Here is a 21,531-nt window from a genome sequence, read left to right on the forward strand (position 1 = left end):
GGTCGAATACGCATTCGAGGCCGAGATCGCGGCGCAAGCCTGATCCTTTGGTCTGATCCAAACCTGACAGATCGGCGGGCCATGCAGGCCCGTCTTTCCTAAAATTCAGAAAATTCAAGGAACCCAGAAAATGGCTCCCAAAGTTCTCGTCTCCGATAGTCTCTCGGAAACCGCCGTCCAGATTTTCCGCGACCGTGGCATCGAAGTTGACTTCGAACCCGGCCTTGGCAAAGACAAGGAAAAACTGGCCGAGGTGATCGGCAAATATGACGGTCTCGCGATCCGCTCGGCCACCAAGGTCACCGCGAAACTGCTCGAAAGCGCGACCAATCTGAAAGTCGTCGGGCGCGCCGGCATCGGCACCGATAACGTCGATAAGGAAGCGTCCAGCAAAAAGGGCGTGATCGTAATGAACACGCCGTTTGGCAACATGATCACCACCGCCGAACACGCCATTGCGCTGATGTTCGCCGTGGCGCGTCAAATCCCCGAGGCGGATGCCTCGACCCAAGCGGGCAAATGGGAAAAGTCGAAATTCATGGGGGTCGAGCTGACCGCCAAGACGCTGGGCGTGATCGGCGCAGGCAATATCGGTGGCATCGTGTGCGACCGGGCGCGCGGTCTGAAAATGAAGGTCGTGGCCTATGACCCCTTCCTGTCCGAGGAAAAAGCCGCAACGATGGGCGTCGAAAAAGTCGAGTTGGACGAGCTGCTCAAGCGCGCTGATTTCATCACGCTGCATGTGCCGCTGACCGATCAGACCCGCAATATCCTGTCGGCGGAAAACCTCGCCAAGACCAAGAAGGGCGTGCGCATCATAAACTGCGCGCGCGGCGGTCTGGTCGATGAAAACGCGCTGGCCGAGTTGCTGAAATCGGGCCATGTCGCGGGCGCGGCCTTTGATGTGTTCTCGCAAGAACCCGCCACCGAGAACGTGCTGTTCGGTCTGCCCAACGTGGTCTGCACGCCCCACCTTGGCGCCGCCACGACCGAAGCGCAGGAAAACGTGGCCCTGCAAGTGGCCGAGCAGATGTCGAACTACCTGCTGGACGGCGCCGTTGAAAACGCGCTCAACATGCCCTCGATGACCGCCGAAGAGGCCAAAACGATGGGCCCGTGGGTCAAACTGGCCGAGCATCTGGGTGGCTTCATCGGTCAGATGACCGAAGACGCGATCAAGGCGATCAACGTCACCTATGACGGTGTAGTGTCGGAAATGAACCTCAAGGCGCTGGATTGCGCGGTGATTTCGGGCATCCTCAAGGCCAGCCAACCGGACGTGAACATGGTCTCCGCCCCGGTCATCGCCAAAGAGCGCGGCATTCAGATCTCGACCACCTCGCAAGATCAAAGCGGCGTGTTTGACGGCTATATCAAGGTCACCGTGGTCAGCGAAAGCAAGGAACGCTCCATCGCGGGCACCGTGTTTAGCGATGGCAAGCCGCGCTTTATCCAGATCAAAGGCATCAATATCGACGCCGAAGTCGGCAATCACATGCTTTATACCACCAATAACGACGTCCCCGGCGTCATCGGCAAGCTTGGCACCTTGCTGGGCGAGCACGGCGTGAACCTTGCGAACTTCACCTTGGGCCGCTCGAAACAAAGCGGTGAGGCCATCGCAATCGCCTATGTCGATGAGGCGGTTCCCGCAGATGTCGTCGAGGCGATGAAAGACACCGGCAACTTCAAACAGGTCAAACCGCTGGAATTCAACGTCGATTGATCTAACTGAACGCACGAACGGGCCCCTCGCGGTTGCGGGGGGCCTTGTGCATGAAGGGGACGAAATGCGCAGCTATGCTATCGGTGATATCCACGGCCATCTGGAACAGGTGCACGCAGCACATGCGCTGATCGCGGCAGATCGTGCGAGTTGTGGCGATACAGAGGCTCCGATTGTGCATCTCGGTGATCTGGTTGATCGCGGGCCAAACTCGAACGGCGTGATCCAGTTTCTGATGGAGGGTCAGGCTCGCGGCGAAAACTGGGTTGTGCTGCGGGGCAATCACGACCGGATGTTCTTGGGCTTTCTCAACGATCCAGCCGCACAAGACCCGATCCTGAGCAGCCATGTCACCTATCTCAACCCGCGCGTCGGCGGTGAAGCAACGCTGCAAAGCTACGGTATCCCTGATGCTTTTTCCCGCCCCCTAAGCGAGATCGCCCCGCTTCTTGGCGCGGTCCCGCAATCCCATCGCGACTGGCTGGCATCCCAGCCCGCTTACCATCTGCGCGGTGAAACACTTTTCGTGCATGCGGGCATTCGCCCCGGCGTCGATCTGCACGATCAGGTCGAGGATGATTTGCTCTGGATTCGCGAACCGTTTCTGTCAGACCCCCGCGATCACGGGGTGCTTGTCGTGCATGGTCACACCAACATTCAGGCGGCGACCCATTACGGCAATCGCCTGAACCTTGATAGCGGCGCAGGCTATGGCCACCCGATTTCCACAGCCGTGATCGAGGGGCGCGACGCGTGGCTATTGACGCCCGAGGGCCGCGCTCCCCTGACCCCTCACCGCGCTTCGAAGTAATCCAGCGGGATTTTCAGGTAGCTACGGCCATCCGCTTCCGCCTCGGGTTTGCGCCCGCCGCGAATGTTGATCTGCAACGCCGCCAGCATCAGCTTGGGCAGCGGTAGGGTCGCATCGCGCGCCTCACGCGTTTCGATGAAATCGGCGCGGCTGATCCCGTCCTTCACATGTTTGTTGTCGCGGCGATGCTCGGCCACGGTCGCCATGCAGCGCGGCTCGCCCCCGTCGCCGGGATAATCGTGACCGATGAACAGGCGCGTCTCGCTGGGCAGGTCCAGAATCGCGCGCACCGAGTCCCACAATTCCGCCGCCGAGCCACCGGGAAAATCCGCGCGGCTCGTCCCGTTCTCGGGCATCATCAGAGTGTCATGCACAAAGGCCGCATCGCCCACCACATAGGTGATCGAAGCCAGCGTGTGCCCCGTGGACAGCATCACCCGCACTTCAAGATTGCCAATCCTAAAGGTCTCGCCGTCTGCAAACAGATGGTCCCATTGCCGCCCGTCCTGCGGCAGGTCTGGCGTGTTGTAGATACCCGCCCACAGGCTTTGCACCTTGCGCACCCGCTCGCCAATACCGCGTTTTGCACCCAGTTGTTCAGCCAGCCAGACCGCAGATGTAAAGTGATCAGCATGGGGGTGGGTGTCGAGCACCCATTCCACATCAATCCCCGTCTCGCGAATATAGCTCAGGATCGTCTTGGCGTTGTCCAGACCTGTCGCGCCCGCCTGCGGATCATAATCCCAGACCGGATCAACCACCGCCCCTTTCATCGTGTCGGGGTCGTGAAACACATATTGCCAGCTTCCGGTGGGTTTATCCCAAAAGCCTTTGACGATGGGGTGGGCGGTCATAGTGCCTCCTGCAATCACATTCGTTACTTGGAATGTGTCTCTGCCTTGCAAGATTTCAACCCCCCGGCGATCCGCGCCGTAACGTGCCGTCAATTTCGCATCCCCCCTCTGGCCGGATGCGCGCGCAGGGCCTACCGTACCGCCAACCCTAACCCAGGAGGCCCCCATGACCGGCATCGTCATCCTTTCCGCCACCCGCACGCCCATCGGCACCTTCGGCGGTTCGCTCTCAGGCTTTTCGCCCATCGAACTTGCGACCATCGTCTCAAAAGAGGCCATCGCGCGCGCCGGCATTTCCCCCGAGAAAATCGGGCAAACTGTGTTCGGCCATATCATCAATACCGAGCCACGCGACATGTATGTCAGCCGCGTCGCTGCCGTGAACGCAGGCGTGCCTGTCGGCACCCCGGCGATGAACGTTAACCGCCTGTGCGGGTCGGGCGTTCAGGCAGTCGTATCAGCCGCCCAAATGCTGATGCTAGGTGACGCCGATTTCGCATTGGCAGGCGGCGCCGAAGTCATGAGCAAATCTCCCTACATCCTGCCCGCTGCCCGATTTGGTCAGAAGATGGGCGATGCGAAAGTGGTCGATATGATGACCGGCGCGCTGTCCTGCCCCTTCGGCACCGGCCATATGGGCGTGACGGCGGAAAACGTGGCTGCGGAATGTAACATCTCCCGCGAGGACCAAGACGCGGTTGCGATGCAAAGCCAGGAACGCGCCGCCGCCGCCATTGCTGCGGGCCATTTCAAGGAAGAAATTATCCCGGTTGAGATCACGACACGCAAAGGCACGGTCGTTTTCGACACCGACGAACACCCGAAAGCCACCAGCCTTGAAAAGCTGGCGGGCCTCAAGCCTGTGTTCCAGAAAGACGGCACCGTAACGGCGGGCAATGCCAGCGGCATCAATGACGCCGCCGCTGCTCTTATTATCGCACGCGAAGACGCCGCCGCTGCCGAGGGCCTGACTCCGCGCGCAAAAATCACCGGCTACGCGATTGCCGGCGTGCGCCCCGAGGTTATGGGCCTTGGCCCAATCCCCGCCGTGCGCGCTTTGCTGGAAAAAACCGGCCTTAGCGCTGATGAGTTCGACTGGATCGAAAGCAACGAGGCCTTTGCCGCCCAAGCCATCGCCGTCTCGAAAGAGCTGGGCCTTGATCTTAGCAAGGTGAACCCCGATGGCGGCGCGATTGCGCTGGGCCACCCGGTTGGCGCAAGCGGTGCGATCCTGATCGTCAAGGCGCTCCATGCGCTGGAACGCACCGGTGGTAAACGCGCGCTGATCACCATGTGCATCGGCGGTGGGCAAGGCATCGCACTGGCCATCGAACGGGTCTGAGCGCCAGAGAATACGAGTAATTTTAATCGTATTCTCAATGACCTGACGATGAGCGCTCCGCAGCGCGATTAATCGTAAATTCACCGGCCTATGCCAATCTGCCCCCGAAGGAACGCTTTCGGGGGCAACTGGCGCGTGATGCAATCGACTATCGCGGATAAACTGGCGCAAGAACGCCGGGCCCGGCTTGCGGCGGAACGCATGCTGGAGCAGAAAAAGACCGAACTGTTCGCCGCCAACCAGAAACTGGCCGTGCATGCGCGTATGCTGTCGGACCAGATTGTCGAACAACGTCAGGGCCTCGCGCGCGCGCTGAATGAAACCGAAACGCTTAAGGGCGAAAACACGCGCGTTAAAACCGACCTGGAACACGCCCATTCAATGGCGATGATCGCGCAACGTCGCCTCTGGGATGCGGTCGAAACCATTACGCAGGCCTTTGCTGTTTACGATAGCGACCTGCGCCTCGTTGCGGCAAACCGGACATATCTGTCGTTCTTTGAGGGTGAGGTCGCGATCGCGCCGGGCACCTCTTATGATGATGTGCTGCGCTTTGTCGCCGAACGCGGCATGTTCGATCTGCAAGGGCGCGACCCGCAAGACTGGCATTTCGAAATGAGCGCGCGCGTTCGTAGCCGCGATATCCGCCCCGTCGAAATGCAATCCCATGACGGGCATTGGTATCGGCTCAACAATCGCTGGGGCGCGCAGGGCGATCTCGTCACCTACGCCCAAGACATCACCGAGTCGATCGCACGCGAGGATGAGCTGCGCGAGGCCCGCGATAAGGCAGAGGCCGCCAATCGCGCCAAATCCGCCTTCCTCGCCAATATGAGCCATGAAATCCGCACTCCGATGAATGGCGTCGTGGGCATGGCCGATCTGCTTTCAGAAACCGACCTGACCGAAGAACAACAGCTTTACGCCGACACGATCCGCTCCTCGGGTGAGGCGCTTTTGACGATCATCAATGACGTGCTCGACTACTCCAAGATCGAAGCCGAACGGATGAAACTTTATCCCGAACCCTTCGATCTGGAACGCTGCCTGCACGAAATCATGGTGCTGCTGCAGCCCTCTGCCAAGGACCGTGACGTCAAGCTGCTGGTCGATTACGACCTGTTCCTGCCCACCAGGTTCAAGGCCGATCCCGGCCGGATGCGCCAGATCCTGACCAATCTTTTGGGCAATGCCGTCAAGTTTACGCAAAGCGGTCATGTGCTTGCCCGCGTCGTCGGGTTTGAACGCAGCGAGGCGCAATATGAGCTGCATATCACGATCGAAGACACCGGCATCGGCATCGCGCCCGAGTTGCTCGATCACGTCTTTGGCGAGTTCAATCAGGTCGAGGCGGATTCAAACCGCAAGTTTGAGGGAACGGGTCTGGGCCTTGCGATCTCAAGTCAGCTTGTGGCGCTGATGGGCGGCGAAGTCTGGGTCGATAGCGCGCTGGGCGAGGGGTCGTGTTTCGGCTTCAAAGTCACCTTGCCACGCAGCGAACCCGTCACGCCGATCGACGTGCCTTCGCCGCCGATCACCCTGCGCGCGGCGTTGGTGGTCGATGATCTGCTCGTCAATCGCGTCATCCTTGAACGCCAGCTCCAGACCTATGGCCTTGAGGTCACGCTGTGCCGCTCGGGCGAAGAGGCGCTGCATGTTATCCAGGACGGGGCAGCGTTCGACGTTGTGCTCAGCGATCACCTCATGCCCGGTCTTGACGGGTTGTCCTTTGCGCAAAAGCTGCATGATGCAGGCATCGACGTGCCGATCTTGCTGCTAAGCTCTGATCCAGAGGCCGCGCGCGCCGCGCAAAGCGCCGAAGTCGCCGCCTGTCTGCAAAAACCGGTGCTGCGCTCGGAACTTTTCCGCGCCTTGCAGGATCTGTCCCACAAGCCCCCTCCGCCGCCTGTGCCAGCCGCACCGCCCGTCGCGCCCGCCAGCCCGGTGTTGCTGCGTCAAATGCGCGTACTCGCCGCCGAGGACAATCGCACAAACCAGCTTGTCTTTGCCAAGATGGTCAAGGATTTCGACATCGACCTGCGCTTTGCCAATAACGGGCGCGAGGCGGTCGCTGCATGGCGCGAGTTTGTGCCCGATTTGATCTTCATGGATATCTCGATGCCCGAAATGGATGGCCGCGAGGCCGCGCGCGCAATCCGCGATGCCGAAACTCTTGGCGCGCATGTGCCGATCTGCGCACTGACGGCCCACGCGATGGAAGGCGACAGCGAGTCGATCTTTGCCGCGGGCATCGACCATTATCTGACCAAGCCATTGAAAAAGATTGCTATTGCAGAACGTATCAATGCCGAACGTCCAGATGAAACGCGTCCGCCCATCCCCGAATAGCCGCGTTCAACGATACTCGGCCAGCACCGCCAAAAACGCATCGCCAAAGCGCTCCAGCTTGGCCTCGGGCAGGCGCGTCAGGCGCGCCAAATCGTCTTGCGTATGCGGTTTAGCCTCAGAGATCTTGCGCAACAGCGATGTCGAGCACGACAATGGCCGCGCCAGCCCATCGATCCCCCGCTCCAGATCGCGCTGAACCTGCGCCAGACGATCAAAAATTTCGCCCGCCGGACTGCCTGCCAGCTTGCGTCGTGTCGGATGCATCTCCTCGACCGCCCCCGCGATCACGCCCAGAAATGCGGCCCCGTAGCTTTCAAGCTTTTTCGCCCCAACTCCGCCGATCCCGGCCATCTCGTCCAGCGTCGTGGGCCGTTTTTCAGCCATCTCGATCAGCGTGCGATCGTTGAAAATAATATAGGCTGGCATGCCCGCAGCCTCGGCCAAAGCGCGCCGCTTCGCCTTGAGCGCCGAAAGCAGCGGCGCATCCTCATCGCTCACCAGCGCCTTCGCCGTGTTTTTCGTCTTAGCTTTCGTCACCAGATCGCGCCGCAAGGTGATATTTTCCTCGCCGCGCAAGATCGGATGCGCGCGCGCTGTCATTACCAAAGCCCCATGCCGTGCCGCGTCGGGCCGCATCAGGTCGTGCCCCATCATCTGACGAAATACCGCCTGCCATTGCGCGCGGCTAAGATCGCGCCCGATCCCGAAAGTCGGCAATTTATCATGGCCGCGCTGCATGATTTTGTCGGTGCTACTGCCCAGCAAAATCTCGATCAGATGGCCGGCGCCAAACCGTTCATCGGTGCGCAACGCGGCGGACAAGCCTTTGCGCACGGCTTCGGTGCCATCAAACAGGTCGGGCGGGTTGTCGCACAGGTCGCAATTGCCGCAATCCGCCGCATCTTCACCAAAATAACGCAGCAGTTTCACGCGCCGACATCCGGTCGCTTCGGCCAGCCCAAGCAGCGCGTTGAGCCGCCCGTGATCGGCCTCTTTATGCTCGGGCGGGGCGAGCCCCTCGTCAATCTGGGACCGCCGCAACCGAATATCATCCGGCCCATACAGCGTTAGCGTTTCGGCAGGCGCACCATCGCGCCCCGCACGTCCGATTTCCTGATAATACGCCTCGATGGATTTCGGCAGATCGGCATGCGCAACCCAGCGGATATCAGGCTTGTCCACACCCATTCCGAAGGCCACGGTCGCGACTACGATCAACCCGTCTTCCTGCTGAAACCGCACCTCGACATTGCGGCGATCCTCGGCGTCCATGCCGCCGTGATAATGGCACGCCGAATGCCCCGCCTCGCGCAATGCGCGCGCCAGCGTTTCGGTTTTCGCGCGCGTGCCGCAATAAACGATGCCCGACTGTCCTTTGCGCGCCGCCGCAAACGTCAAAATCTGTTGGCGCGGCTGGTCTTTGGGCGAAAATGCCAGATGAATGTTGGGCCGATCAAAGCCGCGTAGAAAGGTTTCCGGCGGCGCGCCATCAAACAGTCGCGTGACAATCTCGGCGCGGGTTTCTTCATCGGCGGTGGCAGTAAAGGCCGCCAGAGGCACGCCAAGACTGCGCCGCAATTCCCCTATGCGCAGATAATCGGGGCGGAAATCATGGCCCCACTGGCTGACGCAATGCGCCTCGTCCACCGCGATCAAGCTGACATTCGCGCGCCGCAGCAAGTTGAGCGCCCCGCCCGAAGCCAACCGCTCGGGCGCCATATACAGCAGTTTCAGACGACCCTCGTCGATCGCGGCAAAGACCTCTTCGGTCTCTTCCTCGGTATTGCCCGAGGTCAGCGCGCCTGCCTCAACGCCCGCCTGTTTCATCGCGCGCACCTGATCGCGCATCAGCGCAATCAGCGGCGAAATCACCACCGTCACACCCTCGCGCATCAGGGCAGGCAATTGAAAACACAGGGATTTACCGCCACCCGTGGGCATGATCGCAAGCACGTTGTGCCCCGCGATCACCGCACGCACGACCTCTTCCTGACCGGGCCGGAACGCATCGAACCCCCAGACCCGCGCGAGCAGCGCAGATGGGTCGTCGCTCGGGTCCGGCTCAGACATTAATAAGCAGCGCCGTAAAAGAAGCCCGCGTTGTTAAACAGCGCCTGACGCAGGATAATAATCACGATGAAGGCCACCAAGGGCGCCAGATCAAGCCCGCCGGTATTGGGCAGAAACTGGCGAATACGGCCATAGACCGGCTCCAGCAGGTTATTCAAACCATACCAGATCTGGCTGACCAGCGGCTGGCGCAGGTTAAGCACCTGAAAATTGATCAACCAACTCATGATGATATGGGCGATCATGATGAACCAGATCACATTCAGAATAAGGACGAGCGCTTGAAAAAGCGTGACCATCGAACACCTCCGCTTTGGGTCGCTAGGACAGGTAAGCGAGGGCCGCGCGCAATGCAACCGTCACACCTGCGGCTTTTTCCGTAACGTCGGTATTGACGCGCCTGCTGCATCGCGGCACCGCTTAGCTTATGTATCCGATCATTCGCATGACCAAAGAGTACCTGAAGTTCCGCAATGCGCCTGCGCTGCCGCTGACGGGCACCCATATCAGCCATCACAGATGCTGGCCGTGGGATATCGACCTGTGGATGGAGCTGAACAACGGGCGCACGCTGACGCTGTATGATCTGGGGCGTATTCCACTGGCGATGCGCACCGGTCTATGGGGCGCGCTGAAAAAGAACCGCTGGGGCATCACAGTTGCGGGCAATACCACGCGCTATCGCCGCCGCGTGCGTGCCTTTCAGCGATTCGAGATGCGCTCGCGCTGCATCGGTTGGGATGACCGCTGGATGTGGTTGGAACATGCGATGTTCGTGGATGGCGAATGCACCTCGCATGTGTTGATCCGTGGCGCTGTGACCTCGCGCAAGGGCATGATCACCCCCGCGCAGGTGATTGCCGAGATGGGGCTCGACACGCCCAGCCCGGACCTGCCAGATTTCGTGACCGCCTGGGCCGAGGCCGACACGAAACGTCCCTGGCCGCCAACTCTTTAGCGTCTCCAGGCACTGTGACTTGCGCCAGCGCGCCTTTTCGGGCTTGATCGCGCGAAAGGCGATTAACGCCTGCGGGGGACAATATGATTACAGCACGCAAGCGCATTTGGGGCTGGTGGTTTTTCGACTGGGCCAGCCAACCTTATAACTCGCTGCTGATCACCTTCATCTTCGCCCCCTTTATGGAAGAGCTACTCGGCTCTGGCACCGGTGCGCAGACCGTCTGGGGTTATGGCGTCGGGCTGGCGGGGTTGGTTGTCGCGCTGTTTTCGCCCTTCCTTGGGGCCATCGCAGACCGCTCGGGGCGGCGGATGCCGTTTATCTGGGTGTTTTCCATCATGTATGTGCTGGGCGCTTGGGGTCTGTGGTATGCGGTGCCGGGCGATTACAGCTTGATGTTTATCATGCTGTCTTTCGCCATCGGCATGATCGGCATGGAATTCGCCACCACCTTCACCAATGCCATGCTGCCCGATCTCGGCCCGCGCGAGCAAATCGGCAAAATATCCGGCTCGGGCTGGGCCTTTGGCTATATCGGCGGGCTGATCACGCTGTTGATCATGCTGTTCCTGCTGCAAGCCAACCCCGGTTCTGGCAAAACGATGCTCGGCATCGCGCCTTTGTTCGGGCTTGACGTGGCGACGCGCGAAGACACCCGCGTCGTCGGCCCGCTGGTCGCGATCTGGTATGCGGTGTTCATGATTCCGTTCTTCTATTGGGTGCGCGAGCCGCGCAAAGCCGACGCCCTGCCGGTTCGCAAAGCCCTGCGCGGCGCATGGCCCGAGCTACGCGCCACCCTGCGCGCGCTACCCAAGCGTCGCTCGCTCTCGTCTTTCCTGCTGTCGTCGATGTTTTACCGCGATGCGCTGAACGGCATCTACACGTTCGGCGGGCTGTACGCGGCAGGCGTGCTGGGCTGGTCGATCACGATGATCGGCATCTTCGGCATCCTCGCCATCATCACCGGCGCGATCTTTGCATGGCTTGGCGGCAAGGCCGATGACCGGTTCGGCCCGAAATCGGTGATTGTGGTGAATGTCGTGATCCTGACGGCGGTGGTGATCGGCGTCGTGTTTATCTCGCGCGATCATGTCTTTGGTATCGCGGTTTCCCCCGACAGCAACCTGCCCGACATCGCCTTTTATGTCCTTGGCGGGCTGATCGGTGCCTGCGGGGGCGCGTTGCAATCGGCCTCGCGCACGATGATGGTGCGCCAAGCCGACCCTGAAAAAATGACTGAACATTTTGGTCTTTATGCGCTGTCTGGAAAGGCCACGGCCTTTATCGCGCCGCTTGCGATTGGCATCACGACTCAGATCAGCGATAATCAATCCACGGGTATCACCCCGATTATCGTGCTTTTGATTCTGGGTCTGGTGCTGCTAAGCTTCGTCAAAACCAACGGAGATCCGCAGCCCGAAGGGTAATTCATGTTTCGTTTACTGATTGTCGCTAGTTTTTCTCTCGTCACGTCGCTGTCTCCGGCTCTGTCCGAGCCTTTGGCCCGCCAGCTTTTCGGTTCAAAATCGGCCCCCTCACACCAAGCCCCCGCCGCGATCGGGTTTTACTCGCGTGGCTGTGCGGCGGGTTTGCAGGCGATGCCGCAAAGCGGGCCGACTTGGCAGGCGATGCGCCTGTCGCGCAATCGCAATTGGGGCCAGCCCGAGATGATCGCTTATCTGCAAGATCTGTCGCGCTACGCGGCCAGCCTGCCGGGCTGGAAAGGTCTCTATGTCGGCGATATTTCCCAACCCCGCGGAGGCCCGATGACGGGCGGTCATGCCAGCCACCAGATCGGTCTGGATGCCGATATCTGGATGCTGCCGCCGCAACGTCTTGATCTGAGCCGCGCCGAGCGTGAGAAAATCTCGTCGATCTCGGTGCGCACCGCCGATCAGCGTCGCACCAATCGCAACTGGACGCCGCAACATATGGCGCTGCTGCGTCATGCGGCTGCGGATCCGCGCGTGGATCGTATCTTTGTGACTGCGGCTGCCAAGATCGCGATGTGCAACGCCGCGCCGCGCAATGACCGCGCCTGGTTGCAAAAAATCCGCCCGCTTTACGGCCATAACACCCATTTCCATGTGCGTCTGAAATGCCCGCCCGGCGCGCGCTATTGCGAGGTGCAGAAACCCACTGTCGCGCAGCTCTCCAAAGGCGGCGATGGCTGTGACGAGACGCTGAACTGGTGGGTGACCGACTATCTCAACCCGCCGAAGAACACCGCGCCGCCGAAGAAAAAAGGCCCGCGCAAGAAAAACGCCAAGACCTATGTTATGTCGGATCTGCCCAGCCAATGCCGCGCCGTTCTTTCCTCGCGCTAGTCGCGGGGGCGTTGGCGCTAGGGCTGGCGGGGCTAACAGCCACCGCCGCCCAGCCGCGCGCGCAATTCCTGCAATCCTATCACTGGCGGATGCCGGACCAGTCGCTTTTTGGCGGCTTTTCCGGCTTTGAGATCGGCCCGCAGGGGCGCAATTTCGTCACTCAATCGGATCGCGCAACGCTGTGGCGCGGCCAGATCCAGCGTGATGCGAAGGGGTCGATCACCGGGGTTACGCTCACCTCGGGGCCAAACAAGCTGCACAACATCAAGGGCGCGTTGATGCCGCGCCGTTTCGCCGATTCCGAAGGCCTGGCGCTTGCCCCCGATGGATCTGTCTATCTTTCGTTCGAGGGCGAGGCCCGCGTTGCCCATTTCGCGACGGATGGCGGCCCCGCGCATGACTTGCCCCGCCCTCCGGCGTTCAAACGCATGCAGCGTAATTCCTCGCTGGAGGCGCTTGCGATTGCGCCCGATGGCACGCTTTACACGATGCCCGAGCGTTCCGGCTCACTCACCAAACCCTTTCCGGTCTGGCGCTATCGCAATGGCAAATGGAGCCAGCCTTTCGCCATCCCGCGCAACGGCGACTGGCTGCCGGTAGGCGCGGATTTCGGCCCCGACGGGCGGCTTTATGTGCTCGAACGTGATTTCTGGGGGCTGCTCGGCTTTCTCACGCGGGTGCAAGTATTTGACATCAAAGGAAATACAATAAGCGGCGGCGACGTTCTGATCAAGACGGGGCCGGGCAAGCATGACAACCTTGAGGGTCTTTCCGTCTGGCAAGACAACACGGGCGCGATCCGCCTGACGATGATCTCGGACGACAACTTCCGCATCTTCCAGCGCACCGAAATCGTGGAATACCGCCTGCCGCCAAACCCCAAGGGGGATTGACGCAAACGAAACATAGGCGTATCGCGCGCCCTTGTCTGGAACGTCCAGACCATGTCCCCGCTACCATGTAAAAACGGATGAAATGATGACCCGCTTCTTACCTGGCATTCTTGCCATGGCCATTATCGTTGTGGCCTCCAATATCCTCGTGCAATTCCTCGTCGGTGATTGGCTGACCTGGGGCGCGTTCACATATCCCTTCGCCTTCCTCGTCAATGACGTGATGAACCGCGTCTATGGCCCCGCTGCCGCGCGTCGCGTGGTGTTTGCGGGCTTTGTCGTCGGGGTGATCTGCTCGCTCATCGGCTCACAGATCATGCTGCAAGGCGATGGCTACACCTATCCCGCCGTCACGCTGCGCATTGCGCTTGGTTCGGGTGCTGCGTTCCTCGTGGCGCAGCTGACCGACGTGTTCATCTTTGACAAGTTGCGCAACGGAGTGTGGTGGCGCGCGCCTGCGGTGTCCACGCTGATCGGGGCGTCGCTTGATACGATGATCTTCTTCTCGATCGCGTTTTCGGCCACGCTCAGCTTTATCGAGCCCTCCAATGACGTGTCTTGGGCGGGCGCGCATTTGCCGCTTTTGGGGCTTGGCCCGGAAGTGCCGCTTTGGGTATCGCTGGCCTGCGCCGACTGGCTTGTCAAACTTGCCCTGACTTTAATCGCTTTGATGCCTTTCAAGGCCATTGTCACAAAACTTTCTCCACGGATTGCGTAAAAAAACTTGTCACACACAAAATATGTGGCAGGCTGTGGATAACGGCAACGCATGAAAGGAGGTGGTCCAGTGTCAAGAGTGATAGTGGAGAGAGGTGTTGGGACAGTGAGGGGGGCCGTGGCCTAAGGGCAAACCCTAGGGCAAAGAACCCTGACTGGGACGACTGGATCCTTCGGACCCTAACCGGACCATCTCCGTAGATCTCGGAGGGCCGTCTCACATCGAGACGGCCCTTTCCGTATGAAAAACCGTCGCAAGAACGGGCGACTGACGGCGTATCATGCCTTGCAGGGCTGGACCTTGGACCGCTTTGGTGGCATCCCAAGATCAAGCCCAAAAGATCAGGCAAGGAGCGATAAATTGAGCGACGAACAGCCCGACGTAAAATCCCTCAGCTTTGAGCAGGCGATGAAGGCCCTCGAAGAGGTGGTCAGCCAGTTGGAACATGGTGATGTGGCGCTGGATCGCTCGATTGCGCTGTATGAACGCGGGGCCGAGTTGAAGGCGCGCTGTTCCAAGCTGCTCAAAGAGGCCGAAGAGCGTGTTGAAAAGATCACGCTGGGCGCAGATGGCGCACCCCAAGGCACGACTCCGGCTGACGGGCTGTAAATGTTCAAGGCGCGTCTGTCTGAAGTCCAAACTGCGGTGCAAACGGCGCTGGATGAGGCCGTGGCCCGCCAACCCGAAGGCCCGCTGCGCGCCCCGATGCATTACGCGCTGCAAGGCGGCAAACGCTTGCGCGCGTTTCTCGTGCTTGAAAGTGCGGCGCTGTTCGATCTTCCGCAATCCCAAGCCATGCCAGCGGCGGCGGCGGTCGAGGCCCTGCATGCGTTCAGCCTTGTGCATGACGACATGCCCTGCATGGATGATGACGACCTGCGTCGTGGCCAGCCGACGGTGCATGTGAAATGGGATGACGCGACCGCCGTCTTAGCGGGCGATGCGCTGCAAACTTTGGCGTTCGAGCTGTGCTGTGATCCGGTTCTGGGCGCGCCGGATCGCCGGATCGCACTGGTCGAGGCTTTGGCGAAATCCTCCGGCGCGGCGGGGATGTGCCACGGGCAGGCTCTTGATATCGCAGCGGAAACGGCGAAAACACCGCTGACCCTCGATCAAATCATCTCCCTGCAAGCGGGCAAAACCGGTGCGCTGATTTCCTTCTCGGTGCGCGCGGGGGCGATCTTGGCGGGTGCTGATCAAACCGCGCTGCGCATCTATTCTGACGCTGTGGGCCTCGCCTTTCAGATCGCCGATGACATCCTTGATGTAACCGGAGATGAGGCCGCGACTGGCAAGCGCGTGGGCAAAGACGCCGGTGCAGGCAAGGCGACCTTCGTGTCGCTGCTTGGGCTGCAAGGTGCGCAAACCCGTGCGGCAGAGTTGATTGAAACTGCGAGTGACGCGCTATCTGATTATGGGGATAGGGCAGAAAACTTGCGAGATGCCGCGCGTTTCGTTATCTCCCGTAAAACTTAAGCGAGCCGAAGGCAGCCAGATGAGCGATAGCGCCAATCCCGTGACCGTGACCCCGATCCTTGACCGGGTGCGTCTGCCTGCGGATATGAAGGGGCTGTCGGATGCCGAGCTGAAAAAGCTCGCCGATGAGCTGCGCACCGAAACCATTTCGGCAGTGTCTGAAACCGGCGGCCATCTGGGTGCGGGGCTGGGCGTAGTGGAACTGACTGTCGCGCTGCATGCCGTGTTTGACGCACCGCGTGACAAGATCATCTGGGATGTCGGCCATCAGTGCTACCCGCATAAAATCCTAACCGGACGGCGCGACCGTATCCGCACGCTGCGGATGAAAGACGGGCTGTCGGGGTTCACCAAACGCTCGGAAAGCCCTTATGACGCGTTCGGCGCGGGCCATAGCTCGACCTCGATCTCGGCGGCTGTCGGCTTTACGATGGGGCGCGAATTGGGCGCACAAACCGGCGATGCGATTGCGGTGATCGGTGATGGCGCGATGTCGGGCGGCATGGCGTTCGAGGCGATGAACCACGCGGGCCATTTGGGCAAGCGGATGTTCGTCGTGCTCAACGATAATGAAATGTCGATTGCTCCGCCTGTGGGCGCGCTGTCGTCCTATCTGACGCGGCTTTATGCCGAGGGTCCGGTGCAAGACCTTAAGGAAGTCGCCAAAGGTGCCGCGCGGGCCTTTTTGCCCGAGGCATTCCACGAGGGCGCACGCCGTGCCAAGGAAATGCTCAAAGGTATGGCGATGGGCGGCACCTTGTTCGAAGAACTCGGCTTTACCTATGTCGGCCCCGTCGATGGCCATGATCTTGAGCAGCTATTGCCACTGCTGCGCATGCTCAAGACCCGCGCTAAGGGTCCGGTGCTGATCCACGCGTTGACGAAAAAGGGCAAAGGCTACGCCCATGCCGAAAGCCGCCCCGATGGCGGCCATGCCACCGCGAAATTCGATGTCGCGACGGGCACGCAGGTCAAGGCGATTTCCAACGCGCCCAGCTATACCAAGGTTTTCGCGGAAAGCCTGATCAAGGAAGCTGCGAAAGACGAGAAAATCGTGGCTGTGACGGCGGCAATGCCCGATGGCACGGGGCTGAATATGTTCGCCCAACTCCATCCGCGCCGCTGCTTTGACGTTGGCATTGCCGAACAGCACGCGGTGACCTTCTCGGCGGGGCTTGCGGCCTCTGGGATGAAGCCGTTCTGCGCGATCTACTCGACCTTCCTGCAACGTGGTTACGATCAGATCGTGCATGACGTGGCGATCCAGCGCCTTCCCGTGCGCTTCGCCATTGACCGCGCAGGGCTGGTGGGGGCCGATGGTGCGACCCATGCGGGCAGTTTCGATGTGGGCTTTATGTCCAGCCTGCCTGGCATGGTCGTGATGGCCGCCGCCGACGAGGCCGAGCTGGTCCACATGGTCGCCACCGCCGCCGCCCATGATAGCGGCCCCATCGCCTTCCGCTATCCGCGCGGCGAAGGCATGGGCGTGGACATGCCCGAAACCGGTGTGCCACTGGAAATTGGCAAAGGCCGGATGATCGCCGAAGGGGGCCGCGTCGCGATTCTCAGCTACGGAACGCGTCTGGCCGAGGTGCTCAAGGCGCGCGAGGCGTTGCAAGCGCGCGGTCTTGCACCCACCGTTGCCGATGCGCGTTTCGCCAAGCCGCTCGACACCGATCTGATCGACCAGCTCGTCGCCAATCACGAGGCGCTGATCTGCATCGAAGAGGGCGCGATTGGCGGCTTTGGCAGCCATGTCGCGCAATATCTCTCCGATCAGGGCGTGTTCGATCGTGGCTTCAAGTTCCGCTCGATGGTGCTGCCCGATACGTTCATCGACCACGCCTCCGCCGATGACATGTATCGCACCGCCGGAATGGACGCGCCCCAGATCGAGGCCAAGGTGCTGGAACTGCTCGGCGTCGCCGTGGCCAAGCGCGCCTGAGATAAGCGTTGCTTATTTCGGGCAGGCTTGGTTAAGCGCGGCTTATGCGGCCTCGGTCGCGCTGAGCAGTCCCTCATCAACCAACCGTTGCGCCCAGCCTTCCGGCCCCTCAAACAGATGCGTTTTCCAGCCGAACGTATGCGCGGTCGCGATATTATCCGCGCGATCATCGGTGAACAGAAGCTGATGGCGGTGCAGTCCCGATGCCGCCTCGACCATCTCGTAGATTTTCGGATCGGGCTTGGTCACGCCCATATGACCCGAGATGAAATCACGATCAAATTCGCGCAGGAACGGGTAATGGGTTGCCGCGAAATCATAGCTGCCAATCCCGAAATTCGTCAGCGAAAACACAGGTATGCCCTTGGCCTGAAGCGCCTTCATCAAACGCAACGAGCGCGGAATTTCCGGCGTCGCCATCTTGATCCAGTCGTCATGCCACAGCCGGATCATATCGCGCCATTTCGGGTGCTGATCCGCCACGGCATAGATCGTTTCACGAAACGGCGCGCCGCGGTCGATGTCGTCATTCATCGCGTGCAGATCGACTTGCGCAAACATTTCTTTGCGCGCGGCGACGGGCATGATCGAGTCGTAATACCGCTCGGGTTGCCATTCGATCAGCACATTGCCGATGTCGAAAATCACCGCCTCAACCATGTTTCGCCTCTTTCATAGCTGCGCGTGTCACGCGATCCAGCGCATCCGCAAAGCGCGAGCGATCTGCCTTGGAAAACGGCTTGCCGCCGCCTTGGCGAAACGGATCCGCGCTGCGCAAATCCGACATCAAATCACGCGTCGCCAGCACATTGCCGATATTGGCGGGCGTTAGCGGTTCACCATCGGGGCGCAAAACGCGCGCGCCTGCCTCGACACATTTCGCCGCCAGCGGAATGTCATTGGTTACAACCACATCGCCAACGGTCGCGCGTTCAGCGATATACATGTCAGCAATATCAGGGCCTTGATCGACATAAACCATCTCGACCAATGGGTTGGGCGAGGGCCGCAACCCGCCATTGCTGACCAAGATCAGCTTGACCTTTAGACGGGTTGCGACGGTCTCGGCCTCGGCCTTGACCGGGCAGGCATCCGCGTCAATCCAGATCACTGCCAAAGCGCCTCGGCGTGGAAATCAATGTGATCGGGGATGAATGTTTGCACGAAGTAATAACTGTGATCATAGCCCTGCTGCATCCGGAATGTGCCGGGCTGACGACGCGTTGCCATCGCGCTTGCCAAGGCCTCGGGGCGTAGCAATTCAAGGAACTGATCGGACGTGCCCTGATCGACCAAAACTTCGCCATCAAAGCCGTTTTGCCACATCAAATGCGAGGCGTCATGCTGCGCCCAGCCCGTCTCATCCTCACCCAAATAAGCGCCCAACTGCTTGCGCCCCCAATCCGAGTTCAGCGGGTTTGAAATCGGCGCAAAGGCCGAGACAGACCGGAACCGCCCCGGCAGTCCCATCGCCAAGGTCAGCGCGCCATGCCCGCCCATCGAATGCCCCGTGATTGACTGGCGCTCGCTATCAATCGTGAAACTGGCGGTCACGGCGCGGGGAAGTTCTTCGGCGATGTAATCCCACATCTGGAAATGCTTGGCCCAAGGGTTTTGCGTCGCGTTGACGTAAAATCCCGCGCCCTTACCCAGATCGTAATCTTCGTGATCGGCGACGCCTTCACCGCGCGGGCTTGTGTCGGGGAAGACAAGCGCGATGCCATGTTCCGCCGCATAGGCCTGCGCGCCCGCTTTGCTCATCGCGTTCTCATGCGTGCAGGTCAGGCCAGACAGATACCACAGCACCGGAACGGGGCCGAACTCGGCCTCGGCGGGCAGGAACAGGCCAAAGGTCATTTCGCAATTGGTGACCTGCGAGTCATGCGCATAGACGCCCTGAACGCCTCCAAAACAGCGGTTTTCCGAGATCGTGCGCATCGCGCCCTCCTACATTTGCACCCAGTGAATAACCGCCGGAACGGTCAAAATTGAAACAGCGGTCGAGACGAGGATCGCCGCTGACACACGCTGCGGCGCGACCCCGAAATGTTGCGCCAGAATATAGACATTCCCCGCGACGGGAAGGGCTGCCGCCGCAATCATCACGCCCGCCGCATAGGGATCGACGTTGAAAATCATCAGCGACGTGATCGCGATGGCAAGCGGATGCAGGAACAGCTTGCCAAAGGACAGCCAGATCGCGGGCGCGGGCTTTTCGGCGGATTTTCCGGCCAGCGAGGCCCCGATGGCAAACAAGGCCCCCGGCGTGGCCGCCGCCCCCAACAGCGTGACAAATTCTTCAAGCGGGCCCGGCATCGGCAATTTCAGTGAAGCCCAGATCAGCCCCGCACCCATCGACACGATCATCGGGTTTTTCAACAAGCCCATGGCAATCGGTGCAACCGAAACCCGCCCGTGGCGCGCGGCGGTGATGATGATCGTAATGATAGAGGAAAACACGATCAGATCGCACGAGAGCACCATCAGAACCGGCCCGACCGCCGCAGGGCCGAGCAGCACGACCAGCATCGGCACGCCCAGAAAACCGGTATTGCCGGTCATCGCTGTGTGGCTTTCCATCGCCGCCAGTGCGGTGGGTAATTTGCGCGCCTTGGCGACCGCGAAGGTGGTCAGCCAGACCGCGCCCGAGCCGCTAAGATAGGCCAGCACGAAGTTCAAATCGAACAGTTCCGCCAGCTTGAGATTGGCCGAAAACTTGAACAGCATCGCGGAAAGCGCAAAGTAAAAGACGAATTTCGTCAGCCACGCGGTGGCTTCGGCTGTGAAAAACCGGATTTGCCCGGCGAACCAGCCCAGCCCGATCAGGGCGAAAAATGGTAGCGTCTTGAGGAAGATATCCAGCATTACCAAGCGCTAGCATGCGCTTGCCGCAAGTGCCAGATGCGGAATGAAGGCGGCGCGATCAAGAAAGACGCCTCCGGCGGGAGTATTTACGGCTAGATGAAAGACAGGGCGTGCTCCCCATTCATCTAGCTAAAAATACTCCCCGCGGAGCGTCCGACATCGCCACAGGCGCAAAGCTTTGATTAGCCCGCGCCGATCAATACACCCGCAGCGAAGACCAGCGCGCCACCCAGCACGACCTGGAAGGCTGCGCGCAGGAACGGGGTCTCCATAAAGCGGTTTTGAATCCAGGTGATCGCCCAGAGTTCAAGGAACACGACGATCATGGCGATGGTTGTTGCGGTCCAGAAATCGGGGATCAGGTAGGGTAGGGCGTGGCCTAAGCCGCCGAGCGTGGTCATCACCCCCGAGGCGATGCCGCGTTTGATGGGGGAGCCGCGCCCCGAGATCACGCCGTCATCATGGGCGGCCTCGGTGAAGCCCATCGAGATACCCGCACCGACCGAGGCGGCCAGACCCACAAGCAGCGTGGTGTGCGGGTCATGCGTTGCAAAAGCGGTGGCGAAGATCGGGGCCAGCGTGGACACCGAGCCATCCATCAACCCGGCCAGACCCGGTTGCACCCATGTCAGGATGAATTGGCGCTTGGCCTTGCGATCTTCTTCTTCCTTGGCGTCTTCGGGAAGATGGGTCGCGGTTAGTTCGGCGGCTTTTTTCTCATGGCCCTGTTCGGCGGCGGCGAGATCGCCCAGCAGCTTGCGCGTGGCGGCATCCGAGCTGCGTTGTGCCGCAAGGGTGTAGAAGTTTCCCGCATCGCGTTCCATCGCCTCGGCCTCGCCACGGATGGTGTCGAGCGAAAGGTTTTGCGTCAGCCAGATCGGTTTGCGCGCATAAAACCCCGCGACATGTTCGCGCCGGATGAGGGGGATTACGTCGCCAAAGCGTTGGCGGTGTTGTTCGATCAAGCGGCGGCGATGCTCGTCTTCTTCTTGCGCCATGCCGTCGAAAATCTGGGCGGATGCGGGATATTCTTTGCGCAGCATTTCGCCGTATTGGCGGTAGATGCGCGCGTCATCCTCTTCGGAGGAGATCGCGAGGGCGAGCACTTCTTGTTCGGACAAATCGGAGAAGCGGCGGCGGGAGGTGAAACCGGCGAACATGGGGCATCCTTATTTAGAACGTTTCTAAATTACCGAG

Annotated in this window: 20 protein-coding genes; 12 read left to right on the forward strand and 8 right to left on the reverse strand. The window is 60.5% G+C overall.

Annotated features, from left to right (window positions below; translation table 11 throughout):
• The first annotated feature begins 130 nt into the window (after positions 1 to 130).
• Together serA and DT23_RS02260 are read left to right on the forward strand one after the other, a co-directional pair.
• On the forward strand, positions 131 to 1,726 hold the full coding sequence (serA, locus tag DT23_RS02255) for a phosphoglycerate dehydrogenase (RefSeq protein ID WP_038127827.1): 1,596 nt from the start codon (positions 131 to 133) through the stop codon (positions 1,724 to 1,726).
• 64 nt (positions 1,727 to 1,790) lie between these two features.
• Positions 1,791 to 2,537 (forward strand): metallophosphoesterase family protein, encoded by a 747-nt coding sequence (locus DT23_RS02260; protein ID WP_038127828.1) that lies wholly within the window; start codon positions 1,791 to 1,793, stop codon positions 2,535 to 2,537.
• On the opposite strand, the gene DT23_RS02265 is transcribed toward DT23_RS02260, so the two are convergent.
• The gene (locus tag DT23_RS02265; RefSeq protein ID WP_038127829.1) at positions 2,519 to 3,391 is read right to left on the reverse strand and encodes an MBL fold metallo-hydrolase; all 873 of its coding nucleotides are present in this window, start codon (positions 3,389 to 3,391) and stop codon (positions 2,519 to 2,521) included. The genes DT23_RS02260 and DT23_RS02265 overlap by 19 nt on opposite strands.
• A gap of 166 nt (positions 3,392 to 3,557) precedes the next feature.
• Here DT23_RS02265 and DT23_RS02270 point away from each other — a divergent pair, with 166 nt between their 5' ends.
• A complete protein-coding gene (locus DT23_RS02270; RefSeq protein ID WP_038127831.1) occupies positions 3,558 to 4,733 on the forward strand; it encodes an acetyl-CoA C-acyltransferase family protein in 1,176 nt (391 codons plus the stop codon).
• A 138-nt stretch (positions 4,734 to 4,871) separates the two neighbouring features.
• Positions 4,872 to 7,082 carry a response regulator gene (locus tag DT23_RS02275; protein WP_038127832.1) on the forward strand — a complete coding sequence of 737 codons (2,211 nt, stop codon included), beginning with the start codon at positions 4,872 to 4,874 and terminating at the stop codon, positions 7,080 to 7,082.
• Positions 7,083 to 7,088: 6 nt separating this feature from the next.
• On the opposite strand, the gene recQ is transcribed toward DT23_RS02275, so the two are convergent.
• A complete protein-coding gene (gene recQ / locus DT23_RS02280; protein ID WP_051696990.1) occupies positions 7,089 to 9,152 on the reverse strand; it encodes a DNA helicase RecQ in 2,064 nt (687 codons plus the stop codon).
• A complete protein-coding gene (locus DT23_RS02285) occupies positions 9,152 to 9,451 on the reverse strand; it encodes a YggT family protein (protein ID WP_038127834.1) in 300 nt (99 codons plus the stop codon). The genes recQ and DT23_RS02285 overlap by 1 nt, the downstream gene beginning before the upstream one ends.
• A 128-nt stretch (positions 9,452 to 9,579) precedes the next feature.
• Here DT23_RS02285 and DT23_RS02290 point away from each other — a divergent pair, with 128 nt between their 5' ends.
• The 8 genes from DT23_RS02290 to dxs all read left to right on the forward strand — a co-directional run bounded on the left by DT23_RS02290 (position 9,580) and on the right by dxs (position 17,469).
• The gene (locus DT23_RS02290) at positions 9,580 to 10,110 is read left to right on the forward strand and encodes an acyl-CoA thioesterase (RefSeq protein WP_038127836.1); all 531 of its coding nucleotides are present in this window, start codon (positions 9,580 to 9,582) and stop codon (positions 10,108 to 10,110) included.
• A gap of 83 nt (positions 10,111 to 10,193) precedes the next feature.
• Positions 10,194 to 11,537 carry an MFS transporter gene (locus tag DT23_RS02295; protein WP_038127838.1) on the forward strand — a complete coding sequence of 448 codons (1,344 nt, stop codon included), beginning with the start codon at positions 10,194 to 10,196 and terminating at the stop codon, positions 11,535 to 11,537.
• 3 nt (positions 11,538 to 11,540) lie between these two features.
• A complete protein-coding gene (gene mepA, locus DT23_RS02300) occupies positions 11,541 to 12,437 on the forward strand; it encodes a penicillin-insensitive murein endopeptidase (protein ID WP_038127839.1) in 897 nt (298 codons plus the stop codon).
• Positions 12,410 to 13,330: an esterase-like activity of phytase family protein gene (locus tag DT23_RS02305; RefSeq protein ID WP_038127841.1), complete on the forward strand. Its 921-nt coding sequence runs from the start codon at positions 12,410 to 12,412 to the stop codon at positions 13,328 to 13,330. Before mepA ends, DT23_RS02305 begins: the two co-directional genes overlap by 28 nt.
• Positions 13,331 to 13,415: 85 nt before the next feature.
• On the forward strand, positions 13,416 to 14,048 hold the full coding sequence (locus DT23_RS02310; protein ID WP_038127843.1) for a queuosine precursor transporter: 633 nt from the start codon (positions 13,416 to 13,418) through the stop codon (positions 14,046 to 14,048).
• A gap of 360 nt (positions 14,049 to 14,408) precedes the next feature.
• Positions 14,409 to 14,657 carry an exodeoxyribonuclease VII small subunit gene (locus DT23_RS19905; RefSeq protein WP_038128000.1) on the forward strand — a complete coding sequence of 83 codons (249 nt, stop codon included), beginning with the start codon at positions 14,409 to 14,411 and terminating at the stop codon, positions 14,655 to 14,657.
• Positions 14,658 to 15,524 carry a polyprenyl synthetase family protein gene (locus DT23_RS02320; protein ID WP_038127845.1) on the forward strand — a complete coding sequence of 289 codons (867 nt, stop codon included), beginning with the start codon at positions 14,658 to 14,660 and terminating at the stop codon, positions 15,522 to 15,524.
• 19 nt (positions 15,525 to 15,543) lie between these two features.
• Entirely contained in the window at positions 15,544 to 17,469 is a 1,926-nt protein-coding gene (dxs, locus tag DT23_RS02325) for a 1-deoxy-D-xylulose-5-phosphate synthase (protein ID WP_038127849.1), read from the forward strand.
• Positions 17,470 to 17,511: 42 nt separating this feature from the next.
• Here dxs and DT23_RS02330 read toward each other — a convergent pair whose 3' ends face one another.
• The 5 genes from DT23_RS02330 to mbfA form a co-directional block, all read right to left on the reverse strand.
• Positions 17,512 to 18,129, reverse strand: coding sequence for an HAD family hydrolase (locus tag DT23_RS02330; protein ID WP_038127851.1), 618 nt, complete (start codon positions 18,127 to 18,129; stop codon positions 17,512 to 17,514).
• On the reverse strand, positions 18,122 to 18,586 hold the full coding sequence (locus DT23_RS02335; RefSeq protein ID WP_038127852.1) for a YaiI/YqxD family protein: 465 nt from the start codon (positions 18,584 to 18,586) through the stop codon (positions 18,122 to 18,124). The genes DT23_RS02330 and DT23_RS02335 overlap by 8 nt, the downstream gene beginning before the upstream one ends.
• A complete protein-coding gene (gene fghA, locus DT23_RS02340; RefSeq protein ID WP_038127854.1) occupies positions 18,577 to 19,407 on the reverse strand; it encodes an S-formylglutathione hydrolase in 831 nt (276 codons plus the stop codon). Before fghA ends, DT23_RS02335 begins: the two co-directional genes overlap by 10 nt.
• Before the next feature lie 9 nt (positions 19,408 to 19,416).
• The gene (locus tag DT23_RS02345; protein WP_038127856.1) at positions 19,417 to 20,334 is read right to left on the reverse strand and encodes an AEC family transporter; all 918 of its coding nucleotides are present in this window, start codon (positions 20,332 to 20,334) and stop codon (positions 19,417 to 19,419) included.
• A 182-nt stretch (positions 20,335 to 20,516) separates the two neighbouring features.
• Positions 20,517 to 21,494 (reverse strand): iron exporter MbfA, encoded by a 978-nt coding sequence (gene mbfA, locus DT23_RS02350; RefSeq protein WP_038127858.1) that lies wholly within the window; start codon positions 21,492 to 21,494, stop codon positions 20,517 to 20,519.
• Positions 21,495 to 21,531 lie beyond the last annotated feature (37 nt).

This window comes from Thioclava indica (assembly GCF_000714545.1).
GTDB lineage: Bacteria > Pseudomonadota > Alphaproteobacteria > Rhodobacterales > Rhodobacteraceae > Thioclava > Thioclava indica.